This window comes from Kitasatospora sp. NPDC059673 (genome assembly GCF_042734215.1).
In the GTDB taxonomy this organism is placed as follows: domain Bacteria; phylum Actinomycetota; class Actinomycetes; order Streptomycetales; family Streptomycetaceae; genus Kitasatospora.
Window position 1 is genome coordinate 181,748 of sequence record NZ_JBHWEN010000010.1, and the last position, 24,928, is coordinate 206,675.

Genomic DNA, 24,928 nt, shown 5'->3' on the forward strand with positions numbered 1-24,928 from the left:
ACTCGCAGGGTGGTTGGCCGTGCGTCGAGTTGACGGTGCGTCATAGGAGTCATCGCCGGTCCCAGGGGGAGTGGTTGGCGCGGTCGGGCCGGTGGACGCGGTCTGCGCGGTCTGCGTGGTCGGATCGGTGGAGGCGGTCGGCTCAGTTGGCGCGGTCGGTGCGATCGGATCGGTGGACGCGGTCGGTGTGGTCTGCGTGGTCGGATCGGTGGAGGTGGTCTGCGTGGTCGGATCGGTGGAGGTGGTCGGCGTGGTCGGCGCGGTCGGTGCGATCGGATCGGTGGAGGCGGTCGGCGCGGTCGGCGCGGTCGAGGCCGAGGAGTGCGGACGGGCTGCGGTGTTCCGGTGCGAACGGGATGCCGGAGGTGAGGCCGCGCAGGCCGACGGCCACGGCCTCGCCCAGGAAGCCGACGCCGATGGACAGTTGGACCGGGCGGGCGTCGGCGGGCAGCCCGGCGTGTTCGGCGAGGAGCGAGAACGCGGCCATCACTCCCAGCGAGCCTGCGGCGACCAGGAACGTCCAGCCGGTGTAGCGCTGCCAGAGCACGCCCTGGCGCGCTTCGACCCGGACGGTCGCACCGCGCAGCGCGCCCGTCGCGAGACCGAGCACGATGCCCGCCGCGATCCAGGCCCAGTCGGCGGGGCCCAGGCCGTGGTGCAGGCCGTGGTGCAGTTCGTGGCGCTGCCAGAGCGACCACGTGCCGAGTGCCGTGAGGACCACCGGCGGTCCGAACAGGTCCCGTGCGTTGAGCGGTTCGCTGCGCAGTCGCCGGACCACCACCACGACGACCACTGCCGTGATCAGGGCGGCGCTCAGCCATCCGTGCATCGTTCTGTTCCCCCGGAATCTTTTTAGCTCGACTGTGCCAAAACGCAATTTAGCTCGCCCGTGCTATAACGGCAACGTGCCGAAGATCGTGGACCCCGAGGAGCGTCGCCAGGCCGTCGCAGACGCCGTACTGCGCGTCGCGGCCAGAGAAGGCCTTGAGCATGCCTCGCTGCGGAACGTCGCCGACGAGGCCGGACTGGCGATCGGCTCGGTGCGGCACTACTTCGCCGGCAGCTCGGAGCTGATGATCTTCGCGATGGGGGAGCTGGCCCGCCGCATAGAAGCCCGGATCCGGACCCGCGCGGCCGCCCTGCTCGACCCTGCCGCGACCGGCGACCGGCGCGAACTCACCCTTCAACTCCTCGCCGAGACACTCCCGTTGGACGCCGAACGTCGCAACGAGTCCGCCGTCTGGCTGTCCTTCGTCACCGCCGCCCGCACCCGCCCCGAACTCCGGGGCCGCCTCGCCACGATGCAGGCGGGCCTGGACGAACTCATCCACCGCGTCCTGGTCGAGACCCGTCGCGCCGGCGCGCTCGCCCCCGGCCTCGACCTCGGCGTGGAAACCCGCCGCCTCTCCGCCCTCCTCGACGGCCTCACCCTCCAGGCCGTCCAACACCCCCTCCTGGTCGGCCCGGACGAACTCTGCGCCGTCCTGCGCAGCCACCTTGACTCACTGGCCGGGCGCCGAGGCGTCCAAGACTGAGCCGGCGGGCCGCCCGCAAGGGACTTGACGTCCGTCGCCCCGAGCCGTCGCCCCGAGCCGTCGCCCCAGTGGCCGCGTCGGAGCGGCGCGGCGCCCCGCGCGAACCCGCCACCACCGGCCTACCCTTGGCAGGCACGGAAGGACGTGGCGAACGTGGCACACCGGCTCGACGGCAGCGCGGGGGACGTTCTTATCGCACGCCTGCGTGAACAGACCGCGAAAATCGTCGCCCTGGAACCCGACGTCCGTGCCGACCGACCCGACGCCGTCCACCAGATGCGCGTCGCCGCCCGCCGCCTGCGCAGCGCCCTGCGCACCCACCGCCGCCACCTGGCTGGCGACCACACCGAGCTGGAGAACGAACTGCGCCGACTCGGCCGGGACCTCGGCCAGGCCCGCGACGCCGAGGTGCTCGGCGAGCGCCTCCTCGCCCAGGCCCGCGAACTCCCCGACGGTGGCGACCGCGACCGCGTCATCGCCGAACTCACCACCTGGAGCAGCCGGGAGGCCCGCGAAGGCCGCGCCGCGACCCTCGCCGCGCTCGACAGTCAACGCTTCCGCGACCTGCTCACCGCCCTCACCGAACTCGCCGACAACCCCCCGCTCAACGCCCGCGCGACGCGGCCCGCCGGACCGGAACTCACCCGCATCCTGCGCCGCGAACACCGCCGCACCGCCGAACGCCTCGCCACCGCCGAAGACACCCCCGAGGGCCCGGCCCGCGAACGCGCCCTGCACGACGCACGCAAGGCCGCGAAGCGCGCCCGCTACGCCGGTGAGACCGTCGGCCGCCCGGCCCGCAGCTTCACCCGCCGGATGAAAGCGCTGCAGGACGTCCTGGGCCGCCACCAGGACGCGATCGTCGCTCGCGCGGCGGTGCGGGGGCTGTCGGACGGGGGTTTCGGGTACGGGGTGTTGTTCGGTCGGCAGGTGGGGGAGGCGGTGTTCGCGCGGGAGTTGTTGCCGGGGGTGTGGGAGAGGGCGGGGCGTCGGCCGAAGCGGATTCGGTGACGGGGGGTGTCGGGCGGGGCGGATGGGGTGGATGGGGTGGAGCGGGGTGCGATTCGTCGCTCGCGCGGCGGTGCGGGGGCTGTCGGACGGGGGTTTCGGGTACGGGGTGTTGTTCGGTCGGCAGGTGGGGGAGGCGGTGTTCGCGCGGGAGTTGTTGCCGGGGGTGTGGGAGAGGGCGGGGCGTCGGCCGAAGTGGATTCGGTGACGGGGGGTGTCGGGCGGGGCGGATGGCAGCTGCACCGTGCTTCCTCCGGCGATCCGTCCGTCGCCTTCCGGGCGCTGGCCCCTCACCGATCAAGCGGTGAAGCGGGAGCGATCGCGGGAACTTGATCACGGTGTCCGGCCGTGGTTCAGTGCGCAGCAACACGTGGGCGGGGGAGGAACGATGGCGCGCGGAGGGACCCGGGTGGCCGGGTGGGCGGCGGTGCTGAGCGGCGTGTTCGCGGCCGGGCACGGGGCGGCAGTGGCGCTGCTGCCGTCCGGGCAGCGGGCCGGGACGGCGGAGCGGGTGCTGCCCACCCTCGTCGCGGTGCTGTGTGCGCTCGCCTGGCTGGTGGCCGCCGTGCTCGACCGGCGGCGGGCCGAACCGCGCAAGGAGACCGGGTCGCGGCGCCCGTCCTGGCTGCTGGCCGGACTGCTCGGTGTCGGCATGGTGCTCACCTCCGTCGCGGCGCTCGCCCAGGCCAACGGGCCGGACGGGGCCGACGGGCGGCAGCTGCGGCGGATCGCGCAGGCGGGTGAGGTGGAGCGGAAGGTGTCGATCGTCGCGGTGCGCTCCGAGCCGAAGGCGCTGGGGCGGGTGAACCGCCACCAGGTGTTCCGCACCACCGTCGATCTGGAAGTGCCGTACGAGGCCGGCCCGCGTACCGTCACCACCCAGGTGGAGACGCGTGGCACGCCGTACGCGGGTGAGCAGGTGGCCGTCCAATTTGCGCCCACTGCACCGGAGTTGGGCGTCCGTGCCGAACGTGAGGTGGCGGTGGACGGGCTCGGGCTGATCTGGATCCTGCTGCTCGGGGCGGTCGCGCTGGTCGTTGCCCCGATCGTGCTGATCGTCCGGCGGGCAAAGGTGCACGCCTGGCGCCGCTACCGCCCCGGCGTCCACCTGCCCGCCCTCGCACTGCTGTTGCTCGGCGCCGCCACCGCCGGATACGTCGGGCTCGCCCTGCCGTCACCGTGGCTGGGCTGGCCACTGGCCGTCCTCGCCGCTGCCACGCCCTGGCTGTGCCTGGCATTCGCGACCCGGCCCGACGCCGGGCGCGCGGCGATCGACCGGACGGCGCGCGGGCTCGGCCGAGCGTTGATCAGCCGTCAGGGGCGGTGAGTTGGGACCGGGTGGTGGTGTCCGGTGGCGGGTTGTGCAGGGTGAGGGTGGCTTGGTCCGGGTGGGCCGGCGGGGTTGGTGAGCGGGATGTCGCGCGGTCGGACGGCTGGTGATCAGCCGCCACTCGCGGCGACGTATCGGCCAGGTCACGCAGCGCCAGGGCAGAGAGGTGTGGACTACCTGATGGCGGCGGGCAGCGGGCGGGCGAGCGGGGTGGCGCTCAGGCTGCTGGCTGCCGATCGGCCGTCAGGTGCGGTGGGCTGTCGGCGGGGACGGAGCCCGGCGTGGCTCGGCCCGGTGGACGGCGGTGAGTTGGGGCGAAGGCGTTGGGCAAGCACAGTTCCCCAGGGGTCAACTCGGCCTGCCCGGTGAGGGGATGACGACCGTGAGGAGTGCCGCAAACCGCTCGCGCCGGGGCCGACCTGGGCGGGGTACGGGTGGTTTCGTCGCCCACCCGGTCGATGCGCGACCGACCTCTACGGACTGCTCCGCCAGGCCGGACTCGTCCCCGACCGGATTCCGCACCTCTGACCGGACTGCACGGGATCGCCCCGCCCGGGGCGACCTTCGAACGGGCAGGCGGGTGACGGTCGTCAGTAAGGCGGCGGGGCAGTCGGGTTCAGGCCGGCGGTGGTGGCCGCGGTGTGGAGGAGGGCGTCGACCATGGTGGGGGTGAGTCGGCCGGTGTAGGTGTTGCGGGGGCTGACGTGGAAGCAGCCGTAGAGGTTGAGGGGCGGGCCGCCGTCTTTGGCGGGGAGGACGGCGTGGGCGCCGTGGGTGAAGGCCGGGCGGGGGCGGGGGATTTGCCAGCCGGCGGCGGCGAGGGCGGGGAGGACCGCCTGCCAGGCGAAGCCGCCGAGGGCGACCACGGCGCGGACGGTGGGGCGGAGGTACTGGAACTCGCGGACGATCCAGGGGCGGCAGGTGTCGCGTTCCTCGTTGGTGGGCTTGTTCTCCGGCGGGGCGCAGCGGACCGGGTCGGTGATGCGGACGCCGAACAGTTCGAGGCCGTCGTTGCGCCAGGTGGAGTGCGGCTGGGAGGCCAGGCCGAGCCGGTGCAGTGAGGCGTACAGCAGGTCGCCGGACGGGTCGCCGGTGAAGATCCGGCCCGTTCGGTTCCCGCCGTGCGCGGCGGGGGCGAGTCCGACCAGGACCAGGCGGGCGTCGGTCGGTCCGAAGCCCGGGATCGGCCGCGCCCAGTAGTCCTGGTCCTGGAACGCGCGGCGCTTCACCCGGGCCGCCTCCTCCCGCCACTCGACCAGCCGCGGGCAGGCCCGGCAGCCGACCACCAACTCGTCCATCTCGGCCAGCCCGTGGACACGTTCGACCAGTTCGGAGGGCAGTTCGGAGGGCGGTTCGGAGGGCGGTTCCATGGCCCCGATCGTAGGCCCGCGCACCGGCCGGCCGGTGGGACGGCCGGACGGAGACCCAACGGGAAAGCGTTTTCCGGCCGGGTCTCCAGCAGCCGGGCCCGTGGGGCGGGTCCGGAGTAGCGTGGAGGTACAAGTGTGCGTGCCGTACGGGTCGAGGTGACGGCGATGATCGCGGTTGACGTGGTGATTGCGCTGCTGGTGCTGCTGGCCGTGTTGGCCGGGCTGAGCGTGCGCATGGTGCAGCAGTACCAGCTCGGGGTGGTGTTCCGGTTCGGGCGGGTGCTGGACGAGGTGCGGCCCCCGGGGCTGGTGCGGATCATGCCGATCGCCGACCGGCTGCGCCGGGTGAACGTGCAGATCATCACCATGCCGGTGCCCGCGCAGGAGGGCATCACCCGGGACAACGTGACCGTCCGGGTGGACGCGGTGGTGTACTTCAAGGTGGTCGATCCGGTGAAGGCGATCGTCAACGTGCAGGACTACTCCTTCGCGATGTCGCAGGTCGCGCAGACCTCGCTGCGGTCGATCATCGGCAAGAGCGAATTGGACGACCTGCTGGCCAACCGCGAGCCGATCAATCAGGGCCTGGAGCTGATGCTGGACAGCCCCGCGCTGGGCTGGGGCATCCAGATCGACCGGGTGGAGATCAAGGACGTGGCGCTGCCCGAGTCGATGAAGCGCTCGATGGCCCGGCAGGCCGAGGCGGACCGGGAGCGGCGGGCCCGGATCATCACCGCCGACGGCGAGTACCAGGCGTCCGCGCGTCTGTCGGAGGCCGCGAAGGTGATGGCCGCGACCCCGGCCGCGCTGCAACTGCGGCTGCTGCAGACCGTGGTGGAGGTCGCCGCGGAGAAGAACTCCACACTCGTGCTGCCGTTCCCGGTGGAGCTGCTGCGCTTCCTGGAGAGCGCCACCGAACGCAACTCCGCACAGGCCGTCGAGGCCACCGAGGTCGCGGCGCAGCTCGCGGAGAACGAGATCGAGGGGACGGAGCCGGAGCCGGACGTCGAGCAGCTGGAGCTGCCGCAGGTCGCGGCGGCCGTCGAAGTCGGGCTCCCGGAGCACCCGTTGGACGTCGCCCCGCGGCACGCGGCGTGACCGGCCGGACGGGCGGCACGGGTGCGGGCAGGACGGCCAGCGGTGGCGGGCGGTCCGGTGGCGGGGCCAGCATGGAAGACGGCCAGTGGACACAACCAGCTCGGGAGGTCCGGCCATGACCACCGCGAAAGAGATCATGCACCCGGGAGCGGAGTGCGTCACCGGCGAGCAGACCCTCGGCGACGCCGCCCGGATCATGCGCGAACGCGGCGTCGGCGCGCTGCCGATCTGCGACGAGAACAAGAAGCTGCTGGGCATCGTCACCGACCGGGACATCGTGCTCAGGTGCGTCGCCGACGGACGCGACCCCGGCACCGTGAAGTGCCTCGAACTCGCCCTCGGCCGTCCGATGGTGATCGAGGAGGACGAGGACGCGGACCTGGTGCTGGAGGTGATGGAGGACCACCGGGTGCGCCGGCTGCCGGTGATCAACCACCCCGACCACCAACTCGTCGGCATGATCAGCGAAGCCGATATCGCCCGGCACCTGCCGCAGGAGCGCGTGGCGGAGTTCGTGACCGCCGTCACCGCCCGCTGAGGCCCCCACCGCCCGCTGAGGCCCTACCGCCCGCTGAGGCCGCGCGCCCGCTGAGGCCCTCAACGCCGCGGAGCCACCCCGCCGCGCCACGCGCGACGGGGTGATGGTGCGTCAGTGCAGGTACTGCTTGGGCAATTTGGCGAGGAACGCGTCCGCGATCACCTGGTAGCCCGCGTCGTTGGCGTGAATGTCGCCGCGCGCCATGTTGGTCCACTGCATGACCCGGGCCACGTTCAGCGGCACCTGCTGGCCGCCCAGCGGCACCAGCGGCGCGAACGAGGTGGTGGAGAACGCCCCCGCCACGTCGGCGGTCGGGACGCGGTGGCGCTCGTCCACCGTCTCGATCACCGAGTTGAGGGCGTTCGCGAGCAGCACCGAGGCGGTGGCCAGCTGCTTGCCCTTGTCGCCCGTCATCCAGGCCGCCAGGAACGGGTCGTACAGGTTCATGCCGACGATCCGGGTGTGCGGGCCGGCCGCCTGCTGGAGCTCGCCGAGGATCCGGTCCAGCCCGGTGCGGACCTGCTCGATGCCGTTCATCGCGCACGGCAGGTCGAGCGAGCCGCCGGCCGCGCAGCGCTGCACGTCGTTGGCGCCGATGTCGATCGTCACCAGCACCTCGTCCTTCCAGTGCGCCTTCAAGTAGGCGACCGCGGCCTCCAGTTGGGAGCCGCCGAAGGAGTGCGGGTACGGGCAGCCGCCGTTCGCCATGGTGCCGGTGGTCTCGCCCGGGCAGCCCAGGTCGGTGAACTCGAACGGGCGGCGGTCGTCCGCCGCCCGCTCGCCCAGCGTCCGCGCCAGGTCCTGGGCGTAGCCGCGGCCCACGACGTGGCCGCCGGTCGGCGTGGACTGGTAGCCGGCCGCCAGCGAGTCGCCGATCGCCAGGTAGTACGCCGTGGCATGCTGCCCGCCCGGCGCCGCCGAAGCGGGAACGGCCGCCGCGCCGGTGAGCGTCAGAGCGGCGAGCGCGGCCGCAACGAGCGTGCGGCGGCGGGGGATTGGGCGCATGGAGCCTCCAGGGCGAATGATCGCGATCAGACGGATCAGAGGAGGCTACTGCTCGGTACACCCTCGGGAACAGGGGTGTGCAGGTACGTGATCGACCGACTCGCGGAACGCCCGGGCGCAAGGGGAACACGACGGCTCAGCCCGGCAACGAAACGGCTCAGCCCAGGAACGCGAGGGCTCAGCCCGGCAACGAGACGGCTCGGCCCAGGAACGAGACGGCTCAGCCCGGCAACGCGACGGCTCAGCCCGGGAACGCGTAGACCGTGGTGGCGTGCGCGACCGGGTCGTCCGGGGCGTCCGGCGTGGCGAGGGTGATCTCGGCGAACGCGATCCGGCGGCCCAGCTTGGTCAGCCGCGCCGTCACCAGCAGATCGGTGTCACGCGCCGCGCGCTGGAAGGTGATCGACTGCTGGACGGTGGTCATTGGCGCGAACCCGCCCAGCGCGGAGGAGACCGCGACGACCGTCGCCGTGTCGGCCGCCGCCATCATCGCCTGCCCCGACAGCCCGCCGCCGTCCCGGGCCAGCTGGTCGGACCACGGCAGCCGCAGCACCGCGTGCCGCGCACCGGTCTCCAGCACCGAGAGCCCCAGGGCCCGCACCCACGGCGCGAAACGCTCGGCGAGGATCAGGTCGCCCTCGGCGGGCTCCAGGGGGCCCTTCGCGGGCGCGGCGTCGGCCGGTGCGGCAGCCTTCGGCGGGGTCGTCATGGCGTGATCGTAGGGGCCGCCGGTGACGCGGCGCCATACCCCGGACGCGGAGGGTCCACCGGTCGTGGGCGACCCCGGGGCGAGGCATGGTGGTGGGGTGGGAGTGCGGCGGAGCATGGCGGAACTGCGGAGCGAGTGGCGTACCGAACACCTGCTGGTGCTGCTGCCGCTCAGCCTGATCGTGCTGATCACCGCCATCGACATCTCGATCTCCCCGAACATCCACCTCGGCCCGCTGCTGGTGGCCGCCCCCGCCATCACCGCCTCCTTCGCCGGCACCCGCCTGACCGCCCTGATCGGCGTCCTCGCACTGATCGCCCAGACCCTCATCGCCGTCCTGCACGGCGGCCTGTTCACCGCCAACCACCAGGCCCAGATCGGCGCGCTCGCCCTGGTCACCGCCGTCGTCGTCGCGTTCTGCCGGGTCCGCGAACGCCACGGCCGCGAACTCACCCGGGTCCGCACCGTCTCCGACGCCGTCCAACGCGTCCTGATGCGCCCGCTGCCCGAACAGGCCGGCCCGCTGCGGATCGCCACCCGGTACCTCGCCGCCGACGACGAAGCGAACGTCGGCGGCGACCTGTACGCGGCCGTCCGCACCGGACACGCCACCCGCCTGCTGATCGGCGACGTCCGCGGCAAAGGGCTCGACGCCGTCGGCGACGCCGCCGCGCTGCTCGGCGCGTTTCGCGAGCTCGCCCACCGGCACCAGGACCCGGCCCGCCTGGCCGACGCGCTGGAGACCTCCTACCAGCGCCACCTCGCCGAAGTCGCCGACGCCGGCCAGGACGTCCGGGAGAACTTCGCCACCGCGCTCGTGCTCGACCTGCCCGACGACCGCCCCGTGATCCGGCTCGCGGACTGCGGGCACCCGCCGCCCCTGCTGCTCACCCCCGGCCACGCCCAGCCGCTCCCCCTGCACCGCAGCGGCCCGCCGCTCGGCATGGGCGACCTGGCCCCCGCCGACCGCCGCACCGAGGAGTTCGCCTTCCCGCCCGGCAGCACCCTGCTGCTCTACACCGACGGCGTCACCGAGGCCCGCGACCGCGAGGCCGTCTTCTACCCCCTGCCCGCCCGCGCCGCTCACCTCGCCCCGGCCCCGACCGCACCCCCGGACTTCCTCGACCGCCTCCGCCGCGACCTGCTGGCCTACGTCGGGGGACGGCTGCTGGACGACGCGGCGCTCGTCGCGGTCGGACGGGAGGGGTGAGGAGGGAGGCTACTCGGAGGACTGGCCGGACTGCTCGAGGGCGCGGAGCAGGACTTGGGCGAGGTGCAACGGCCGGGCGGAGGGCTCCAGTTGGGTGAGCTGGGTGCGGCAGCTGAGGCCGTCCGCGAGCAGCAGCGTGCCGGGCCCGGCGGCGCGGACGGCGGGCAGCAGGGCGCGTTCGGCGGCCGCCACCGACACCTCGTAGTGGCCGCGCTCGAAACCGAATGCGCCAGCCAACCCGCAGCAACCGGCGTCGAGTTGACGGTTCGTCAGGCCGAGCCGGGCGGTGAGGCGCTGATCGGCGGCAGTACCCAGGACGGCGTGCTGATGGCAGTGCACCTGGGTCATCGCCGCCCCCGTCAGCTGCGGCAGAGCGACCTCGCGCTCGTCCAGGAACTCGGCCAAACTGCGGACCCGGGACGGGAGTTCGGGTTCGTCGAGAAGTTTGGGCCAGTCACCGCGCAGGGTGGCCGTGCAGGACGGCTCCAGGCCCACCACCGGCAGGCCGGGCGGCAGTTGGCGCGCGGTGTGCCGGATCACCCGGCGCGCTGCGCCGAGTTGGCCGCTGGCGATCAGCGTGAGCCCGCAGCACACCGGCCCGGTCGGCAGCTGCACCCGGAAGCCGAGCCGCTCCAGCACCTGGACGGCCGCCACCGCCGGTGCGGGGTCCAGGAGTTCGGACATCGAGTCGGGCCACAGCAGCACCGCGGGGGCGGCCGGGTCGGCGGGGTGGGCGGCGCGGTAGGTGCGGAACCAGGCGGAGAAGCGACGCTCCGGGAGGGCGGGGAGCGCGCGCCGGGAGTCGATGCCGCCGAGGCGCTTGAGCAGGGCGCCGCTGAACCGGCCGCGCAGCGCGGCGTTCGCGGCGCACGGCGCGAGGTGGGCGAGGCGGAGCCACAGCGGCAGCAGCCCGAGCGAGTAGTGGGTGGCCGGGCGGGGCCTGAACCGGTAGTGGTGGTACAGGAATTCGGACCGGTAGGTGGCCATGTCCACCTGCACCGGGCAGTCGCTCGCGCAGCCCTTGCAGCCCAGGCAGAGATCGAGCGCCTCCCGGACCTCCGGCGAACGCCAGCCGTCGGTGACCAGTTCGCCGCGCAGCATCTCGCCGAGCAGCCGGGCCCGGCCCCGGGTGGAGTGCCGTTCCTCCTTCGTCACCATGTAACTCGGGCACATCACCCCGCTGTTGGTGTCCACGCACTTGCCGACACCGACGCAGCGGTGGACGGCGTTCAGCAGGCTGCCGCCGTCCCTCGGATACGCCAGGGTGAGTGGCAACTCCCGTCCGGGGAAGCGCAGATCGGCGTCCAGTGGGCGCGGGGCGACCAGCAGGCCGGGGTTGAGCAGGCCGTCCGGGTCCCAGATCTGCTTGAACCGGGCGAACAGGTCGATCACCTGCGGCGGGAACATCCGGGGCAGCAGCTCGGCCCGGGCCTGCCCGTCGCCGTGCTCGCCGGACAGCGAACCGCCGTGCGCCACCACCAGATCCGCCGCCTCGGTGAGGAACTCCCGCATCACCTGCGGCCGTTCCCGCACCGGGAAGTCCAGACGCAGGTGCACGCAGCCCTCGCCGAAATGCCCGTACGGCACCCCGCGCAGGCCGCGGCGCTTCAGCAGGGACCGCAACTGCCGCAGGTAGGAGCCGAGTTGCTCGACCGGGACGGCCGAATCCTCCCAGCCCGGCCACGCCGCGCCACCGGGCCGGCCGTCCGGGCCCGGCGGCAGGCGGGTGACGATTCCCGCGCCGGCCTCCCGGATCGACCACAGTGCACGCTGCTCGGCCGGATCGGTGACCAGCGCGACCGTCGCGGTGCGCTCCCGCCGTACGGCGTCGGCGAGTTGATGGGCCCGGTCGGTGGCCTCGGCGGCCGTCGCGCCGCCGGTCTCCAGGAACAGCCAGCACGCACCACCGGGCAGCCGGTCCAGCACGGGCGGGCGCGGCCCGGCCGCGAGCAGCGCGGCGACCAGGTCGGCGGCCATGCCCTCGCAGGTCAACGGCTCCAGCGGCAGCAGCGCGGGCACCGCGTCGGCGGCGGCCGTCTCGTCCGGGTAGCCCGCCACCACCAGGGCGCGGTACGGCGGTTCGGGCACCAGTCGGACGGTGGCGCCGAGCAGCAGGGCGCATGTCCCCTCGGTGCCGGTGACGGCCCGCACCAGGTCGTGGCCGCGCTCCGGGAGCAGCGCGTCCAGCGGATAGCCCGAACCGCGGCGTGGTAGCACCGGCATGGCGCGGCGCAGCAGCGCCAGGTTGTCGGCGGCCAGGGCCTGCAACTCCCGGTGCAGACGGCCGAGTCGGCCCGGAGCGGCGGCCAGCGCGGCCCGTTCGGCCGGTGGCAGCGGGCCGGTGACGGTCAGCTCGGTGCCGTCGGCGAGCAGCAGATCGAGGCTGTGCAGGTTGTCGGAGGTGCGGCCCCAGGCGAGCGAGTGCGAGCCGCAGGCGTCGTTGCCGATCATTCCGCCCAGCGTGCACCGGCTGTGGGTGGACGGGTCCGGCCCGAACCGCAGCCCGAACGGCCGGGCGGCGCGCTGGAGTTCGTCCAGGACCGTGCCCGGTTCGACCCGTGCGGTGCGGGCCTCCGGATCGACCGCCAGTACCTTGCCGAGATGCCGCCGAAAGTCCAGCACCACCGCGCCGGGCCCGATCGCCTGCCCACCGATACTCGTCCCCGACCCGCGCGCCACCACCGGCACCCCGAACTCCCGGCACACCGCGAGCGCGGCCCGCACATCGTCCGTGTCGGCGGGCTTCACCACCCCGCGCGGCACCTGCCGGTAGTTGGACGCGTCCTGCCCGTACACGGCCCGCTCCGCGGTGTTGAAGCGGACCTCGCCACGGACGGCGGCGGCGAGAGCACGGGCGAGATCGGAGGCCATCCGCCGATCATCCCAGCCCTGGGCGGCCGGCACCCGGCGCAGACCCACGAACGGCGGGTCGGGGAGTGCGGCCGGAGGCTGGTCAGGCGGTGGCGTCGATCTCGGCGATCAGAGCTTCGACGCGGGTGCGGATCGCGTCGCGGATCGGGCGGACGGCTTCGATGCCCTGGCCGGCCGGGTCGTCGAGGGGCCAGTCGCGGTAGTGCTTGCCGGGGAAGTACGGGCAGGCATCGCCGCAGCCCATGGTGATGACGTAGTCGGAGGACTGGACGGCCTCGGGGGTGAGGATCCTCGGCTGCCGGTCGGAGATGTCGATGCCGATCTCGGCCATCGCGGCGACGGCGGCCGGGTTGACCCGGTCGCCGGGGGAGGAACCCGCGGAGCGGACCTCGACGCGGTCCCCGGCGAGGTGGGTGAGGAACCCGGCGGCCATCTGGGAGCGGCCCGCGTTGTGGACGCAGACGAAGAGCACGGAGGCGGCGGTCATGGGGATGGTCCTTCGGGGCGGGGGATGGGGCTCTCGGCCGATATGAAAGTATCAGCGCATGGTGATGTCAGTCGACACTGAACTGTTGCGGGTGCTGTCCGACCCGCTCAGGCTGCGGATCGTGACCCTGCTGGCCCGCGAAACCCTGTGCACCACGCACCTGGTGGAGGAGACCGGCGCCCGGCAGACGAATCTCTCCAACCACCTCAGGGTGCTGCGGGAGGCCGGCGTGGTGGACACCGAACCGTGCGGCCGTTTCACGTACTACCGCCTGCGGCCGGAGGTACTGGAAGCGCTTTCCGGGCAGTTCGCCGACCTCGCCGCCACCGCCCGCGCCAACGCCGACACGAAGAGGTCCTGCTGGTGACCGCCCCCCTCGCGCCCGCCCCGAGACCGTCCGAACCGTCGGTGGTCGCCAAGCTCTCCACCCTCGATCGCTACCTCGCCGTGTGGATCCTGGCCGCGATGGCCGTCGGCCTCGGCCTGGGCCGCCTGATCCCCGGGCTCGGCGACGCGCTGGCGAAGGTCGAACTCGGCGGGATCTCGCTGCCGATCGCGCTGGGCCTGCTGGTCATGATGTACCCCGTGCTCGCCAAGGTCCGCTACGACCGGCTGGACGCCGTCACCGGCGACCGGCGGCTGATGGTCTCCTCCCTGGTGATCAACTGGCTGGTCGGCCCGGCGGTGATGTTCGCCCTGGCCTGGATCTTCCTGCCGGACCTGCCCGAGTACCGGACCGGTCTGATCATCGTCGGACTCGCCCGGTGCATCGCCATGGTGATCATCTGGAACGACCTCGCGTGCGGCGACCGGGAGGCCGCCGCCGTGCTGGTCGCGTTGAACAGCGTCTTCCAGGTGGTGATGTTCGGCGTACTCGGCTGGTTCTACCTCGACCTGCTCCCGGGCTGGCTCGGCCTCGGCGACGGCCAGCACCTCGACATCTCCATGGGGAAGATCGCCCTCAACGTCGTCGTCTTCCTCGGCATCCCGCTGGTCGCCGGGTTCCTCACCCGCCGCCTCGGCGAGCGGCGGCTCGGCCGCGACCGCTACGAGGCGAAGCTGCTGCCGAGGATCGGCCCCTGGGCGCTGTACGGGCTGCTGTTCACCATCGTGATCCTGTTCGCGCTCCAGGGGAGGACCATCACCTCCCGGCCGCTCGACGTCGCCCGGATCGCCCTCCCGCTGCTCGCCTACTTCGCCGTCATGTGGTTCGGCACCTTCGCCCTCGGCAAAGCGCTCGGCCTCGCCTACGACCGCACCGCGACGCTGGCGTTCACCGCCGCCGGCAACAACTTCGAACTCGCCATCGCCGTCGCCATCGGCACCTTCGGCGTCACCTCCGGCCAGGCCCTGTCCGGCGTGGTCGGCCCGCTCATCGAAGTACCGGTGCTGGTCGCCCTGGTGTACGTCTCGCTGGCCTGGCGCAAGCGGTTCCGCGCCGTGTCCGGCTGAGAGCCCGGCCGGGCGGACACGGCGTCCGGCTGAGAGCCCGGCCAGCCGCCGCCACCTGCCGAAATGCGGTGGGGGCGGCGGCCGGACGGTGGCTACCGTGCTGGGCATGGAAACCGAACACCCCCTGGCTGCCTCGATCTGCCCGCCGCGGAAGGCATGGTCGTCCTGGACGTGGTGGACGACCGGATCAGGTACGTCGAACTGATCGACCACCCACCCCTGCGGGACGCACGCACCCGCGAGAAGTAGCCCCCGGCCGGGCGGACGCGCTCCCGCCGTCGGCGCGGGCCGGTGGCGACGGCCGTCCGGTGGCGGCGGGCCGTCAACTACCGGTGGTCCGAGCGGATTCGGAGGCCGGGTTCGCCTGCTTCGGGATGCTGGCCACGACCGGTTCGGCGGGCTGCGGCTCGGACGCGACGGGTGCGGCCGGGGAGGTCGGTGCGGCCGGCGCGGGCGCGGGCGCGGTGGGCGAAGTCGGGGCTGTGGGCTGGATCTTGTCGTCGCGCTCGTCGTCGCCGGCCCCGTCGCGGGTGGTGAGGACGGTGTCGAAGATCTCGCGGAGCTTGTCGGTGGCCTGCTTGGAGAACAGGCCGCACAGGCCGGCGATCCCGGCGAAGCCGTACGGGTTGGTGGCGGTGCCGTCGGTGCCGTTGGCGAACAGGCCGCCGCGCAGCAGGAAGTAGACCAGCAGTGCGAGCGCGCCGCCGATCGCCGTGCGCAGCAGGTACCAGGGCAGCCAGCTCGGCAGCAGCTGGCGGTTGCCCGCGTAGGTGGCGAAGGACGTCGCGGCGTGCACGAAGCTGCCGAGACCGCTGGCGGCCAGGACGGCGATCAGCATCGCGGTGTTGGACGTCAGGTTCCAGGGGCCGAGGCCGAGCATCGTCCAGGTCGCGGGGGCGCCGGACGGGGCGCGTTCGGCGGTCAGCGTGGTGAGCGGCGTCCAGACGCTGAGCAGCGCGGCCACGCAGACGAACGCCTCGGCCAGCAGCAGCACGCCGAGCAGCAGGACCGCCCAGCCGGCCATCTGCTGCTGGGGCGGGAGTTGGCCGACCGGCCCCGGCGTGGGGCCGCCGTCGGCGGGCGAGAACGCGTCCGCGGCGGGATCGGCCGGCGGGGAGACAGGGGAGGTCATCGAGAGTTCGCCTTCCGGTCCGGTGGTGCACGGAGGTGGCGCGGCAGAGGTTGGCGCGGGGAGGGACTCTACCGCCAGGCCGGGCCCGACGGTTCGTCAGGACGCCCGGCCCAGCAGCGGCGGGACGTCCGATCGGCGGTTCAGGTGGCCCGTCCGGCGGTTCAGGTGGCCCGTCCGGCGGTTCGGGTGGCCCGCCCGTCCCGACGGTTCGTCAGGAGCTTGCCCGAGGGATCGTCAAGGCACTCGGCCGGGGCGGGAGAATTCCGAGTCCCTGCCGCAGGCCGAGGTGCGCCCGCACGGTCGCCGTGCGCCGCCGCCGTCACCGGCGCACGCCTGCCAGGCGGGAGAACTTGGCGACCTCGAAGGTGGCGTACGAATTCGACGCCAGCAGCGAGAACTTGATGCCCTCGCGGCCGTCCGGGCGCCGGTAGCCGTCCGGGAGGAAACGCTTGTAGTGCTCGGCCGCACGTTGGAAGAACTGCGGGCGCTCGGCGCGGGTCAGGGTCCCCGGCAGGTCGAAGACGAACAGGTAGTGGCGGATCATCCGGGTGAACAGGTGGGTCCGCACCTCGGGGTTGACCGGCGGGGCCTCGGCGGGCTGGGTGTCCAGCAGCTCGAAGGTGCCCTCGTAGCGGTCGAACAGGTCGAAGTGGGTCGCGCCTTCGCTGCCCGCCGGGTGCAGGGTGTGACGGCGGCGGATGGTGACGCACTCGCGGTTGAGCACCGCGATCCGGGAGGCGGCCAACAGCGAGCGGTGCACCGCCGGGACCTCCTCGTAGAACCCGTCGGGGAAGGTCGGAACGGTGCCGCTGCGCACCAGCCGGTCCCAGATCAGCGGCGGGGCGCCGAACAGTTCCGGGTGCTCGCCCGGGGTGAACACCTCCGGGCCGACGGCGTCCAGCAGTTCGGCCGCGTTGCCCGGCCACACCTTGCCCCGGTACTCGCGGTTGTGGCCGAACAGCAGCAGATCGACCTCGCCGGTCTCGGCGAGCCGGGCGGCCATCGCCTCGAACGCGTCCGCCGGCAGCAGGTGGTCGGCGTCCAGGAACAGCAGGTACTCGCCACGCGCGTGCGCCGCGCCCGCCATCCGGACCCGCCCGATGCCGGTCTCCGTGTCCAGCCGCAGCACCCGCACCCGGGCGTCGCGCAGCTCGTACGCCTCCACCAGCCGCTCCTCCGGACAGTGCGGGGAGGGCGTCCGGACCACGATGATCTCGAACTCGCGGAAGGACTGTCCGAGCAGGGAGTCGAGACACTCCTTCAGTTGTTCCTGCTCGTCGTAAGCGGGGAGCACGACGGTGATCAGTGGTGGGGCCATGGGCGGGAGGCTAGGGGCGGGGACAGCCTCAGGCAAAGGTCGGAAGCCGCTCTAAAGCGGCTATTCCGGACAGCGGACATGGGAAGTTCGCTGAATCTTCACCAAATGAACACGGTCGTGCGATGAAATGTCCGGATAGAGGGCGGAACGCCGCGACTTGCTGACGTATCGTCAGATGTACGCATGGTGGTGGAGCTGCGCACACACCGTGCCGAACGTCCCCCGGAGGCCGGGACCAACAGCCCTCAGTACCAGTTGTGCGCCTGCCAGAACGACCACGCCGCACACGGGCTGCCGTACGTCTGGTTCATGTACTGCAGGCCCCACTTGATCTGGGTCGCCGGGTTGTCCCGCCAGTCCGCGCCCACCGAGGCCATCTTCGAACCCGGCAGCGCCTGCATCAGCCCGTACGCACCCGAGGACGGGTTGGTCGCGTGCACATTCCAGCCGCTCTCGCGCTCCACGATGTTGTTGAAGCACTGCAACTGCCCGGCCGGAACGAGCTGCGCCGCGATCTGCTGCGGCGTCCCGCTGAGCGCCTTGGCGACGGCCGACGCGGACACGGACGGGGACGCGGCGGCGGACGGCTTGCTGCTTGCCAGCGCCTGGCGCTGCTGCGACCGGGACGCCGCCTCGGCGTCCGCCCTGGCCTTCGCCTCGGCGCTCGCACTCGCACTCGCGCTCGCACTCGCACTGGCCGCCGCGTCCGCCTTGGCCTTCGCCTCCGCCTCGGCCCGGGCGGACGCGCTGGCACTGGCACTGGCGCTCGCTTCGGCGGCGGCCTGCGCGGACGCGGCGTCCTGCGAGGGGAGAGCGTCCGCCGCGAGCGGCATGCTGCTCGCCGGCCGGGCCGAGGCGCCCGCCGGGGTCGAGTGCTGCGGAACCACGACGGCCAGCGCGGTGGCACCCGCGACCGCGACGGTCGCCACGCCCGTCACCACGGCATGGCGGTGGCGGCGGAGCGTCTTCGAAAGACCGAGCACCTTCGAAAGGCTGGACGGGCGGCGGCGATGCGACGGCATGGCGATCTCTTCTTGTACGGGCCGGACGGCCGGTGGGACACGGCGGCCCGCCGACCGGCACGCACGGCACCGGCGCCGCACCCTGGAACACGGCGCAGGAACACGGTGCAGTGCGGCAATCGGACGAACGTGGCAGCGGACGGCGGCCGGGGAGGCCGGCCGGACTGCCCGGCGGACGGGGGACATTCTTGGCAGATCGCGGAAAGTGGCTCAAAGAGGCCGGAAACTACGCCCCGTAGTAGCGGGCGGGCCGGAGGACGGACGGTCACGCCGGCTGCGACGGCTCCGGGCCGGGCCGGGACCGAGCGTCGGCCGGCGGCCACCGGGGCGCCTCTGACCTGCGAAGTCGCGGTAGGCTCCGGCGAGCGGACGGGGGAGCGCCGGCGGCAGCCCGGCGGACCGGTCCGCACACCGACTATCGAGGATCGTAGAAGCCCACCGCGATGTGGGAGGGCTCACAGGAACCGCACCCGCACCGGCACGCCCCGCACCCGGACGACCACGCCCGGTCGAACAGAACGGCACCCCGGTCACAGCCCGCGATCACGGAGCCCCGATACTTGCCCGCATGGTGATCGCGGTGATGGGGGTGGCGGCGGCGCTCGGCCTGCTCGGGGTGGCGCACTGGTACGTGTGGCGGCGACTGGTCCGCGACGTCTCCCGCCCCGGCAGCCGGTACCGGCGAGCAGGCAGCGTGCTCGCCGTCCTGCTGCCCGTCCTGTCCCTGCTGGCCCTGGTCGGCGGCCGGGCCTTCCCGCTCGCCGTGGAACGCTGGTTCGCCTGGCCCGGCTACCTCTGGATGGCCGTCCTCCTCTACCTCCTGCTCGCCCTGCTGGCCGGCGAACTGCTGCGCCCCCTGCTGCTCCGCCTCCCGCGCCGCGAGGGCCGGCCGGCGGCGGTGCGGGAGGCGGAGGCTGCCGCCGAGGTGGGGCCCGCCGAGGGTGAGGCGCCCGCCGAGACCGAGACGCCCCGGCAGGTTGGGACGCCCGGGGAGCCCTCGCGGCGGCTGTTCGTGTCCCGGGTGGTGGCCGGCGCGGCCGCCGGAGTCGCCGTCGGCGTGGTGGGCAACGGCACGTACGGGGTGCTGCGCGGGCCGCAGGTCAAGCAGGTGACGGTGCCGCTGGCGAAACTGCCGCGCCCCGCACACGGCTACCGGATCGCCGTGGTCAGCGACATCCACCTCGGCCCGATACTCGGCCGGGCGCACACCCGGCGGATCGTCGACACCATCAACGCCACCCAGCCCGACCTGATCGCCGTCGTCGGCGACCTGGTCGACGGCACCGTCCCCGAACTCGGCCCCGCCGCACGCCCGTTGGCGGATCTGCGGGCCAAGGACGGCGCGTACTTCGTCACCGGCAACCACGAGTACTTCTCGGGCGCCGCACCGTGGATCGACTTCGTCCGCGAGCTCGGCGTCCACCCGCTGGAGAACGCCCGCGCCGAACTGCCCTGGTTCGACCTCGCGGGGGTCAACGACATCGCCGGCACCTCGCAGGGCCAAGGCCCCGACTACGTACGCGCCTTGGGCGACCGCGACCGCAACCGGGCCGCCGTCCTGATGGCCCACCAGCCGGTGACCATCCACGACAGCGTCCGCCACGGGGTGGACCTCCAACTCTCGGGCCACACCCATGGCGGCCAGCTCTGGCCCGGCAACTACCTCGCCGAACTGGCCAACCCGACCGTCGCCGGCCTTGAGCGCTACGGCGACACCCAGCTCTACGTCACCCGCGGCGCCGGCGCCTGGGGTCCACCGGTCCGCGTCGGCGCGCCGTCCGACATCACGGTGGTCACGCTCGCCTCGCTCCAGGCTTGAGACTCCTCCTGGCGGGGCGTTGGCCAGTGTGCGGACGAAAACCGTTGGCACGAACGGTCGTTGGCCCGGAAGGATCTCCGGCATGGAACGAGAGCCGCAGCAGACAGCGGAAGTGCCCGTCGCCGCACTGGCGTTCACCGCCGAGCAGTGCGTGGCGCTGGTCGCCGACAACCACCGCCGACGGCTGGACTGGACCGTCGCCAGCCTGGCCGAACTCGACGCGGTCTGCGCCGAGTTGAACGCCGACGGGCCGCTGAGCGACTCGCGGATGGCGATGTGGTGGTCGCTGGTCGGCGCCTACACCGGCGAGGTGATGGTCCGCTGCTACGGCGGAGAGTGGACCGACGCCGGCGGTGACTCGGCCGGCCACGCCGTCCGGGTGCTCGGGCTGACGTCCTTCCCCTTCAACACCGCGTACCGGGTGCTCAGCGGCGAGGAAGGGAAGAGCCTGGCGTCCTCCGTCGGCATGATCCCGGGGATCTCCCGCCACCGCGGCCTCTCCGACTGACCCGGCTCTTCCGGGTCATTGGTGCATGCGCGCGCCCTTCCCCCCCCGCACCAGTACCTCACCGCGCGCCGCATCGACCGCAGGCCGACGCCACACGTCGCGGGCGGGTGCGCCGGGGCCGGGACCAGGCACTGCGGAGATGCGGCCGCATAGTATCCCGCTGAGCGAGACACTCGCCCGGCGAGAGAAATCCTGTCCGTGGAGGCTGCGTCATGGCGTTCGACCGTTCCGCCTTCCTGTCCGCGTACGACACCCTGCTGAGCCGCTGGCCCGTCCCGGTCGAGACGATCGATGTCGAGACGCCGTACGGCACCACCCGGGTCAACGCCGCCGGACCGGCCGGCGGCCCGCCGCTGGTGCTGCTCCACGGCGGCGGCGCCACGGCGGCGAGCTGGTGGGCCAACGCCGGTGAACTCGCCCGCGAGGCACGGGTGTTCGCGGTGGACCGGATCGGCGAGGCGGGCCGCTCCGCGCGCGGCGGGCGACAGCCGGTGCGCCGCGTCGAGGACCTGCACGGCTGGCTGGACGCCGTCCTGGACGGGCTCGGCCTGGACCGCATCGACCTGTGCGGGCATTCCTACGGCGGCTGGATCGCGCTGAACCACGCCCTGAGCCGCCCCGACCGGATCGAGCGCCTCGCGCTGCTCGACCCCACCGGCTGCTTCACCGGCTACGCGCCCCGCTACCTCCTGCACGCGGCGCCCATGCTGGCCCGCCCGAGCGAGGCCCGCGCCCGGGCGTTCCTCGCCTGGGAGACCGGCGGCGTCCCGCTCGACCCGGACTGGACCCGCCTGCACGGCCTGGCCGCGACCTTCCCCGCCGCCCGCCCCGTCACCGGTCCTCGCCCCACCCCCGAGGCGCTCGCGACCCTCCGCGCCCGCTGCCTGCTGCTGGCCGCCGCGAACAGCCGCTCCCACAACCCGCGCACCCTCACCGCACGGGCCGAACGCCTGCTCCCGCAGGCCGTGATTCGCACCCTCGACGGCGTCTCCCACCACGCCCTGCCGTACACCCGGGCGGAGCAGGTGAACGCGGAGCTGGCACGGTTCCTGAAGCGGTGAGGGCGCCCGTCACCAGCCGGTGCGCAGGCGGTAGGACGGGCTGAGGTCGCGGACCTCGGCCGAGCGGACCACCTCGCGGCCGAGGACGGGCCGCAGGTGCTTGTCGAGCAGGCGCAGCACCTCCTCGGACAGGCGCGCCTTCAGCCCCTCCGGCCGACCCGGCAGCAGGCCGATGGCGATGTGCACGAAGGCGGTCAACTGGCCGTCCGCGTCGCCCACCCAGGTCTCCGCGGCCTGGCGGAAGAAGGTCTTGCACACGCCCCGGGAGGCCACCCACTCACGGACCAGCGGGTGCAGCTCGCGGACGAATCCGGGGCGGTCGAAGGAGTCGGCCAGCTGTGGCGAGTAGTCGACGGTGATGTGGGGCATGGCGGGACCTTCTTCGCGCAGATGCTGATGCTTGGCTTCTACATCCGCCATCTAAACCCCGCCCGCCTCCGCCCCCGCGCCCGGGGTCCCACATGCTGGACACGGGGGAGGCGTCAGTCGGCGGCGGGAGGCGTGTCGCGGATGCCCAGGCGCAGGTGCTCCACGTGGTAGAGCGCCTGGTCGAGCAGCTCGGCGACGTGATTGTCGTACAGCGCGTAGACGATCGAGCGGCCGTGGCGCTCGCCGGTGACCAGGCCGAGGTTGCGCAGCAGCCGCAGTTGGTGCGAGCAGGCGGAGGCCTCCAGGCCGACGGCCTCGGCGAGGTCGCCCACCGAGCAGGGGCCCTCCTGGAGCCGGGCCAGGATGTGCAGGCGGGAGGGGGTGGCCAGGGCCTGGAGGGTGGCCGCGACATCGGCGGTTCCGACGGCGTCCAGGCGTTCGCGGGTGGTGGCGCTGCTGGCGGTGTCGATTCCGTGGCCCATGGCCTCATCATACCGGTTACACATGAAGACCTGTTCAGATGTTCCGGTATGGTGGAGGGGTTGTCGTCCCGCCCCGCGAAGGGTTGCCCCGCCCATGTCTTCCGTCCTGGACCGGCGGCCCGCGCCGCCCACCGCCGGGCCCCGCCCGGCCCCGCCGAAACGGCGCACCCGCGTCCTGGCGCTGCCCGAGGCCCGGTGGGCGCTGGCCGCGCTGCTGCTGTTCCTGGTCGCCCTCCCGCTGGACCTGGCCGGCGCCCCCGCCTGGGCATGGGGCCCGCTGTACGCCCTCGCGTACGCCACCGGCGGCTGGGAGCCCGGCTGGGCCGGACTCCAGGCACTGAAGGAGAAGACCCTCGACGTCGACCTGCTGATGATCGTGGCGGCGCTGGGCGCGGCGGCCGTCGGCCAGGTGCTGGACGGCGCCCTGCTGATCGTCATCTTCGCCACCTCCGGCGCACTGGAGGCGATCGCCACCGCCCGCACCGCCGACTCGGTACGCGGCCTGCTCGACCTGGCCCCCGCCACCGCCACCCGGCTCACCGACGCGGGCGAGGAGACCGTCCCCGTCGAGCACCTGGCCGTCGGCGACACGGTGCTGGTCCGGCCCGGCGAGCGGATCGGCGCGGACGGCCGGGTCCTGGACGGCGCCAGCGAGGTCGACCAGGCCACCATCACCGGCGAGCCCCTGCCGGTCGCCAAGCACACCGGCGACGAGGTGTTCGCCGGCACCCTGAACGGCACCGGCGCGCTGCGGGTGCGGGTCGAACGGGACGCCGCGGACTCCGTGATCGCCCGGATCGTCGCCATGGTCGAGGAGGCGTCCGAGACCAAGGCCCCCACCCAGCTGTTCATCGAAAAGGTCGAACAGCGGTACTCGCTCGGCATGGTGGCCGCCACCCTCGCGATCTTCGCGGCGCCACTCGCCCTCGGCGCGGCCTTCACCGGGTCACTGCTGCGCGCGATGACCTTCATGATCGTCGCCTCGCCCTGCGCGGTGGTCCTCGCCACCATGCCGCCGCTGCTGTCCGCCATCGCCAACGCCGGCCGGCACGGCGTCCTGGTGAAATCCGCCGTGGTGATGGAACGCCTCGGCCAGATCGACGCCGTCGCCCTCGACAAGACCGGCACCCTCACCGAGGGCACCCCCCGCGTCACCGACATCCGCCCACAGGCCGACTCCGGCCTGACGGAGGACCACGTCCTCGTGGCGGCCGCCGCCGCCGAGCACCCCAGCGAACACCCGCTCGCCCGCGCCGTCGTCGAGGCCGCCCGCAGCCGCCGGCTCACCCTCGCCACCGCCGCGGACTTCAGCTCCACACCCGGTGTCGGCGTCACCGCCACCGTCGGCGGACACACCGTCACCGTCCGCGCCCCCGAACGCGACTGCCCGGCCACCGGCGCAGCCGTCGCGGAACTCGAGGACGCCGGGCGCACCGCCGTCGTGGTCGCCATCGACGGCACCCCCGTCGGCGTCCTCGGCATCGCCGACCGGCTGCGCCCCGACGCCGCCGCCACCGTCCGCGCACTGACGGCACTCACCGGCGCCGCCCCCGTGCTGCTCACCGGCGACAACCCGCGCGCCGCAAGGCAGTTGGCCGAGGAAGCCGGCCTCGGCGAGGTCCGGGCCCGGCTGCTGCCGCAGGACAAGGCCGCCGCCGTCAAGGAGTGGGAGACCGCCGGGCGGAAGGTACTGGTGATCGGCGACGGCGTGAACGACGCGCCCGCGCTGGCCGCCGCGCACACCGGCATCGCGATGGGCCGGGCCGGATCCGACCTGGCCCTGGAGACCGCCGACGCCGTCATCGTCCGCGACGAACTCGCCACCGTCCCGGCCGTGGTCGCGCTCTCCCGCCGGGCCCGCGCGCTGGTGGTGCAGAACCTGGCGATCGCCGCGACGTTCATCACCGTCCTGGTGGTGTGGGACCTGGTCGCCAACCTCCCGCTGCCGCTCGGCGTGCTCGGCCACGAGGGCTCCACCGTCCTGGTCGGCCTCAACGGCCTGCGCCTGCTGCGCGAATCCGCCTGGACCCGGGCCCGGCGAGCGGGGAGCACCGCATGAGCCACCCCCGCCAGGACGCCGCGCGCTGCACCGTCACGGTCTGCCGCGGCTGCTGCTGCGGCACCGCCGCCAAAGTCCCCCGCCTGGACCACGAGGCCCAGCTCGTCGACCTGCGCACCGCACTGGCCGGCATTGCCGCGATCCGGCGCACCGACTGCCTCGACGCCTGCGAGCGGGCCAACGTCATCGTCGTCCAGCCCTCCGCCGAAGGCCGCCGGGCCGGCGGACGCCCGGTCTGGCTCGGCCAGGTCAACGACCGCGCCGCCGCCGCCGACATCACCGCCTGGGTCGCCGCCGGAGGCCCCGGCCTGGCCGAACCACCCGACGTGCTCGACCTGTACGCCTTCCAGCCCTCCCGCCGGGTCCGCGCCGAACTGGAACGCCAATGAGCCGCGCGCGGCCGCTGACGAGAGGCGTAAGGGCACGTTAAGGGCGGCACATCGGCGGGCGAAACCCGGGCGCCGCCGTTGGCCCGGTCGGAGCGGGGAGTGTAGGAATGGGCGTATGACCCGGTTTCGGGCAGCACCCGGCGGACAGCGCGCGGC

General features: G+C 73.4%; 24 protein-coding genes. 13 read left to right on the top strand and 11 right to left on the bottom strand.

Annotated features, from left to right (window positions below; genetic code table 11):
* Positions 1-142: 142 nt before the first annotated feature.
* Positions 143-829, bottom strand: coding sequence for a hypothetical protein (locus ACFV18_RS14850; protein WP_380483087.1), 687 nt, complete (start codon positions 827-829; stop codon positions 143-145).
* Between the two features lie 76 nt (positions 830-905).
* Between ACFV18_RS14850 and ACFV18_RS14855 the strand changes: the two genes are divergently transcribed.
* From ACFV18_RS14855 to ACFV18_RS14865, 3 genes are all read left to right on the top strand, one after another.
* Complete coding sequence (locus tag ACFV18_RS14855) at positions 906-1,535, top strand: TetR/AcrR family transcriptional regulator (RefSeq protein ID WP_380483089.1); 630 nt, start codon at positions 906-908, stop codon at positions 1,533-1,535.
* A 153-nt stretch (positions 1,536-1,688) separates the two neighbouring features.
* A complete protein-coding gene (locus tag ACFV18_RS14860; protein WP_380483090.1) occupies positions 1,689-2,546 on the top strand; it encodes a CHAD domain-containing protein in 858 nt (285 codons plus the stop codon).
* A 385-nt stretch (positions 2,547-2,931) separates the two neighbouring features.
* Positions 2,932-3,870 carry a hypothetical protein gene (locus ACFV18_RS14865; protein ID WP_380483092.1) on the top strand — a complete coding sequence of 313 codons (939 nt, stop codon included), beginning with the start codon at positions 2,932-2,934 and terminating at the stop codon, positions 3,868-3,870.
* 593 nt (positions 3,871-4,463) lie between these two features.
* Here ACFV18_RS14865 and ACFV18_RS14870 read toward each other — a convergent pair.
* On the bottom strand, positions 4,464-5,243 hold the full coding sequence (locus ACFV18_RS14870; protein ID WP_380483094.1) for a uracil-DNA glycosylase: 780 nt from the start codon (positions 5,241-5,243) through the stop codon (positions 4,464-4,466).
* 165 nt (positions 5,244-5,408) lie between these two features.
* On the opposite strand from ACFV18_RS14870, the gene ACFV18_RS14875 reads away from it, so the two are divergent.
* Both ACFV18_RS14875 and ACFV18_RS14880 read left to right on the top strand, forming a co-directional pair.
* Positions 5,409-6,341, top strand: coding sequence for a slipin family protein (locus ACFV18_RS14875; RefSeq protein WP_380483149.1), 933 nt, complete (start codon positions 5,409-5,411; stop codon positions 6,339-6,341).
* A gap of 115 nt (positions 6,342-6,456) precedes the next feature.
* The gene (locus ACFV18_RS14880; RefSeq protein ID WP_380483096.1) at positions 6,457-6,879 is read left to right on the top strand and encodes a CBS domain-containing protein; all 423 of its coding nucleotides are present in this window, start codon (positions 6,457-6,459) and stop codon (positions 6,877-6,879) included.
* A 111-nt stretch (positions 6,880-6,990) separates the two neighbouring features.
* Here the strand turns inward: ACFV18_RS14880 and ACFV18_RS14885 are convergent, their stop codons facing one another.
* Positions 6,991-7,884 carry an SGNH/GDSL hydrolase family protein gene (locus ACFV18_RS14885; protein WP_380483098.1) on the bottom strand — a complete coding sequence of 298 codons (894 nt, stop codon included), beginning with the start codon at positions 7,882-7,884 and terminating at the stop codon, positions 6,991-6,993.
* A 241-nt stretch (positions 7,885-8,125) separates the two neighbouring features.
* On the bottom strand, positions 8,126-8,593 hold the full coding sequence (locus ACFV18_RS14890) for a PaaI family thioesterase (protein WP_380483099.1): 468 nt from the start codon (positions 8,591-8,593) through the stop codon (positions 8,126-8,128).
* Between the two features lie 115 nt (positions 8,594-8,708).
* On the opposite strand from ACFV18_RS14890, the gene ACFV18_RS14895 reads away from it, so the two are divergent.
* Positions 8,709-9,803 carry a PP2C family protein-serine/threonine phosphatase gene (locus ACFV18_RS14895; RefSeq protein ID WP_380483101.1) on the top strand — a complete coding sequence of 365 codons (1,095 nt, stop codon included), beginning with the start codon at positions 8,709-8,711 and terminating at the stop codon, positions 9,801-9,803.
* 9 nt (positions 9,804-9,812) lie between these two features.
* On the opposite strand, the gene ACFV18_RS14900 is transcribed toward ACFV18_RS14895, so the two are convergent.
* Positions 9,813-12,674: an FAD-binding and (Fe-S)-binding domain-containing protein gene (locus ACFV18_RS14900; protein ID WP_380483103.1), complete on the bottom strand. Its 2,862-nt coding sequence runs from the start codon at positions 12,672-12,674 to the stop codon at positions 9,813-9,815.
* 82 nt (positions 12,675-12,756) lie between these two features.
* Positions 12,757-13,161, bottom strand: a complete 405-nt coding sequence (locus ACFV18_RS14905; RefSeq protein WP_380483105.1) for an arsenate reductase ArsC — start codon at positions 13,159-13,161, stop codon at positions 12,757-12,759.
* 58 nt (positions 13,162-13,219) lie between these two features.
* Here ACFV18_RS14905 and ACFV18_RS14910 point away from each other — a divergent pair, with 58 nt between their 5' ends.
* A complete protein-coding gene (locus tag ACFV18_RS14910; RefSeq protein ID WP_380483107.1) occupies positions 13,220-13,528 on the top strand; it encodes an ArsR/SmtB family transcription factor in 309 nt (102 codons plus the stop codon).
* Complete coding sequence (arsB, locus tag ACFV18_RS14915) at positions 13,525-14,613, top strand: ACR3 family arsenite efflux transporter (RefSeq protein ID WP_380483109.1); 1,089 nt, start codon at positions 13,525-13,527, stop codon at positions 14,611-14,613. The genes ACFV18_RS14910 and arsB overlap by 4 nt, the downstream gene beginning before the upstream one ends.
* Positions 14,614-14,935: 322 nt before the next feature.
* Here arsB and ACFV18_RS14920 read toward each other — a convergent pair whose 3' ends face one another.
* From ACFV18_RS14920 to ACFV18_RS14930, 3 genes are all read right to left on the bottom strand, one after another.
* Positions 14,936-15,745, bottom strand: a complete 810-nt coding sequence (locus tag ACFV18_RS14920) for a hypothetical protein (protein WP_380483111.1) — start codon at positions 15,743-15,745, stop codon at positions 14,936-14,938.
* Positions 15,746-16,064: 319 nt separating this feature from the next.
* Complete coding sequence (locus ACFV18_RS14925; protein WP_380483113.1) at positions 16,065-17,063, bottom strand: glycosyltransferase family 2 protein; 999 nt, start codon at positions 17,061-17,063, stop codon at positions 16,065-16,067.
* A gap of 245 nt (positions 17,064-17,308) precedes the next feature.
* Entirely contained in the window at positions 17,309-18,085 is a 777-nt protein-coding gene (locus tag ACFV18_RS14930; RefSeq protein ID WP_380483114.1) for a transglycosylase SLT domain-containing protein, read from the bottom strand.
* Positions 18,086-18,653: 568 nt separating this feature from the next.
* Between ACFV18_RS14930 and ACFV18_RS14935 the strand changes: the two genes are divergently transcribed.
* The 3 genes from ACFV18_RS14935 to ACFV18_RS14945 all read left to right on the top strand — a co-directional run bounded on the left by ACFV18_RS14935 (position 18,654) and on the right by ACFV18_RS14945 (position 21,473).
* Positions 18,654-19,904 carry a metallophosphoesterase gene (locus tag ACFV18_RS14935; protein WP_380483116.1) on the top strand — a complete coding sequence of 417 codons (1,251 nt, stop codon included), beginning with the start codon at positions 18,654-18,656 and terminating at the stop codon, positions 19,902-19,904.
* A gap of 82 nt (positions 19,905-19,986) precedes the next feature.
* A complete protein-coding gene (locus ACFV18_RS14940; RefSeq protein WP_380483118.1) occupies positions 19,987-20,412 on the top strand; it encodes a hypothetical protein in 426 nt (141 codons plus the stop codon).
* A gap of 212 nt (positions 20,413-20,624) precedes the next feature.
* On the top strand, positions 20,625-21,473 hold the full coding sequence (locus tag ACFV18_RS14945; protein ID WP_380483119.1) for an alpha/beta fold hydrolase: 849 nt from the start codon (positions 20,625-20,627) through the stop codon (positions 21,471-21,473).
* A 9-nt stretch (positions 21,474-21,482) separates the two neighbouring features.
* On the opposite strand, the gene ACFV18_RS14950 is transcribed toward ACFV18_RS14945, so the two are convergent.
* Together ACFV18_RS14950 and ACFV18_RS14955 are read right to left on the bottom strand one after the other, a co-directional pair.
* Positions 21,483-21,842 (bottom strand): 5-carboxymethyl-2-hydroxymuconate Delta-isomerase, encoded by a 360-nt coding sequence (locus tag ACFV18_RS14950; protein WP_380483121.1) that lies wholly within the window; start codon positions 21,840-21,842, stop codon positions 21,483-21,485.
* A 113-nt stretch (positions 21,843-21,955) separates the two neighbouring features.
* Entirely contained in the window at positions 21,956-22,324 is a 369-nt protein-coding gene (locus tag ACFV18_RS14955; RefSeq protein ID WP_380483123.1) for an ArsR/SmtB family transcription factor, read from the bottom strand.
* 94 nt (positions 22,325-22,418) lie between these two features.
* Here ACFV18_RS14955 and ACFV18_RS14960 point away from each other — a divergent pair, with 94 nt between their 5' ends.
* Together ACFV18_RS14960 and ACFV18_RS14965 are read left to right on the top strand one after the other, a co-directional pair.
* Positions 22,419-24,383: a heavy metal translocating P-type ATPase gene (locus ACFV18_RS14960; protein WP_380483125.1), complete on the top strand. Its 1,965-nt coding sequence runs from the start codon at positions 22,419-22,421 to the stop codon at positions 24,381-24,383.
* A complete protein-coding gene (locus ACFV18_RS14965) occupies positions 24,380-24,772 on the top strand; it encodes a (2Fe-2S) ferredoxin domain-containing protein (RefSeq protein WP_380483127.1) in 393 nt (130 codons plus the stop codon). The genes ACFV18_RS14960 and ACFV18_RS14965 overlap by 4 nt, the downstream gene beginning before the upstream one ends.
* Positions 24,773-24,928: the final 156 nt, after the last annotated feature.

Coding starts and splice junctions, on each gene's coding strand:
- ACFV18_RS14925 (WP_380483113.1), bottom strand. CDS start 17,063: ATGGCCCCACCACTGATCACCGTCGTGCTCCCCGCTTACGACGAGCAG.
- ACFV18_RS14945 (WP_380483119.1), top strand. CDS start 20,625: ATGGCGTTCGACCGTTCCGCCTTCCTGTCCGCGTACGACACCCTGCTG.
- ACFV18_RS14950 (WP_380483121.1), bottom strand. CDS start 21,842: ATGCCCCACATCACCGTCGACTACTCGCCACAGCTGGCCGACTCCTTC.
- ACFV18_RS14900 (WP_380483103.1), bottom strand. CDS start 12,674: ATGGCCTCCGATCTCGCCCGTGCTCTCGCCGCCGCCGTCCGTGGCGAG.
- ACFV18_RS14885 (WP_380483098.1), bottom strand. CDS start 7,884: ATGCGCCCAATCCCCCGCCGCCGCACGCTCGTTGCGGCCGCGCTCGCC.
- ACFV18_RS14960 (WP_380483125.1), top strand. CDS start 22,419: ATGTCTTCCGTCCTGGACCGGCGGCCCGCGCCGCCCACCGCCGGGCCC.
- ACFV18_RS14965 (WP_380483127.1), top strand. CDS start 24,380: ATGAGCCACCCCCGCCAGGACGCCGCGCGCTGCACCGTCACGGTCTGC.
- ACFV18_RS14865 (WP_380483092.1), top strand. CDS start 2,932: ATGGCGCGCGGAGGGACCCGGGTGGCCGGGTGGGCGGCGGTGCTGAGC.
- ACFV18_RS14870 (WP_380483094.1), bottom strand. CDS start 5,243: ATGGAACCGCCCTCCGAACCGCCCTCCGAACTGCCCTCCGAACTGGTC.
- ACFV18_RS14895 (WP_380483101.1), top strand. CDS start 8,709: ATGGCGGAACTGCGGAGCGAGTGGCGTACCGAACACCTGCTGGTGCTG.
- ACFV18_RS14935 (WP_380483116.1), top strand. CDS start 18,654: ATGGTGATCGCGGTGATGGGGGTGGCGGCGGCGCTCGGCCTGCTCGGG.
- ACFV18_RS14930 (WP_380483114.1), bottom strand. CDS start 18,085: ATGCCGTCGCATCGCCGCCGCCCGTCCAGCCTTTCGAAGGTGCTCGGT.
- ACFV18_RS14955 (WP_380483123.1), bottom strand. CDS start 22,324: ATGGGCCACGGAATCGACACCGCCAGCAGCGCCACCACCCGCGAACGC.
- ACFV18_RS14875 (WP_380483149.1), top strand. CDS start 5,409: ATGATCGCGGTTGACGTGGTGATTGCGCTGCTGGTGCTGCTGGCCGTG.
- ACFV18_RS14890 (WP_380483099.1), bottom strand. CDS start 8,593: ATGACGACCCCGCCGAAGGCTGCCGCACCGGCCGACGCCGCGCCCGCG.
- ACFV18_RS14910 (WP_380483107.1), top strand. CDS start 13,220: ATGGTGATGTCAGTCGACACTGAACTGTTGCGGGTGCTGTCCGACCCG.
- ACFV18_RS14905 (WP_380483105.1), bottom strand. CDS start 13,161: ATGACCGCCGCCTCCGTGCTCTTCGTCTGCGTCCACAACGCGGGCCGC.
- ACFV18_RS14940 (WP_380483118.1), top strand. CDS start 19,987: ATGGAACGAGAGCCGCAGCAGACAGCGGAAGTGCCCGTCGCCGCACTG.
- ACFV18_RS14850 (WP_380483087.1), bottom strand. CDS start 829: ATGCACGGATGGCTGAGCGCCGCCCTGATCACGGCAGTGGTCGTCGTG.
- ACFV18_RS14880 (WP_380483096.1), top strand. CDS start 6,457: ATGACCACCGCGAAAGAGATCATGCACCCGGGAGCGGAGTGCGTCACC.
- ACFV18_RS14920 (WP_380483111.1), bottom strand. CDS start 15,745: ATGACCTCCCCTGTCTCCCCGCCGGCCGATCCCGCCGCGGACGCGTTC.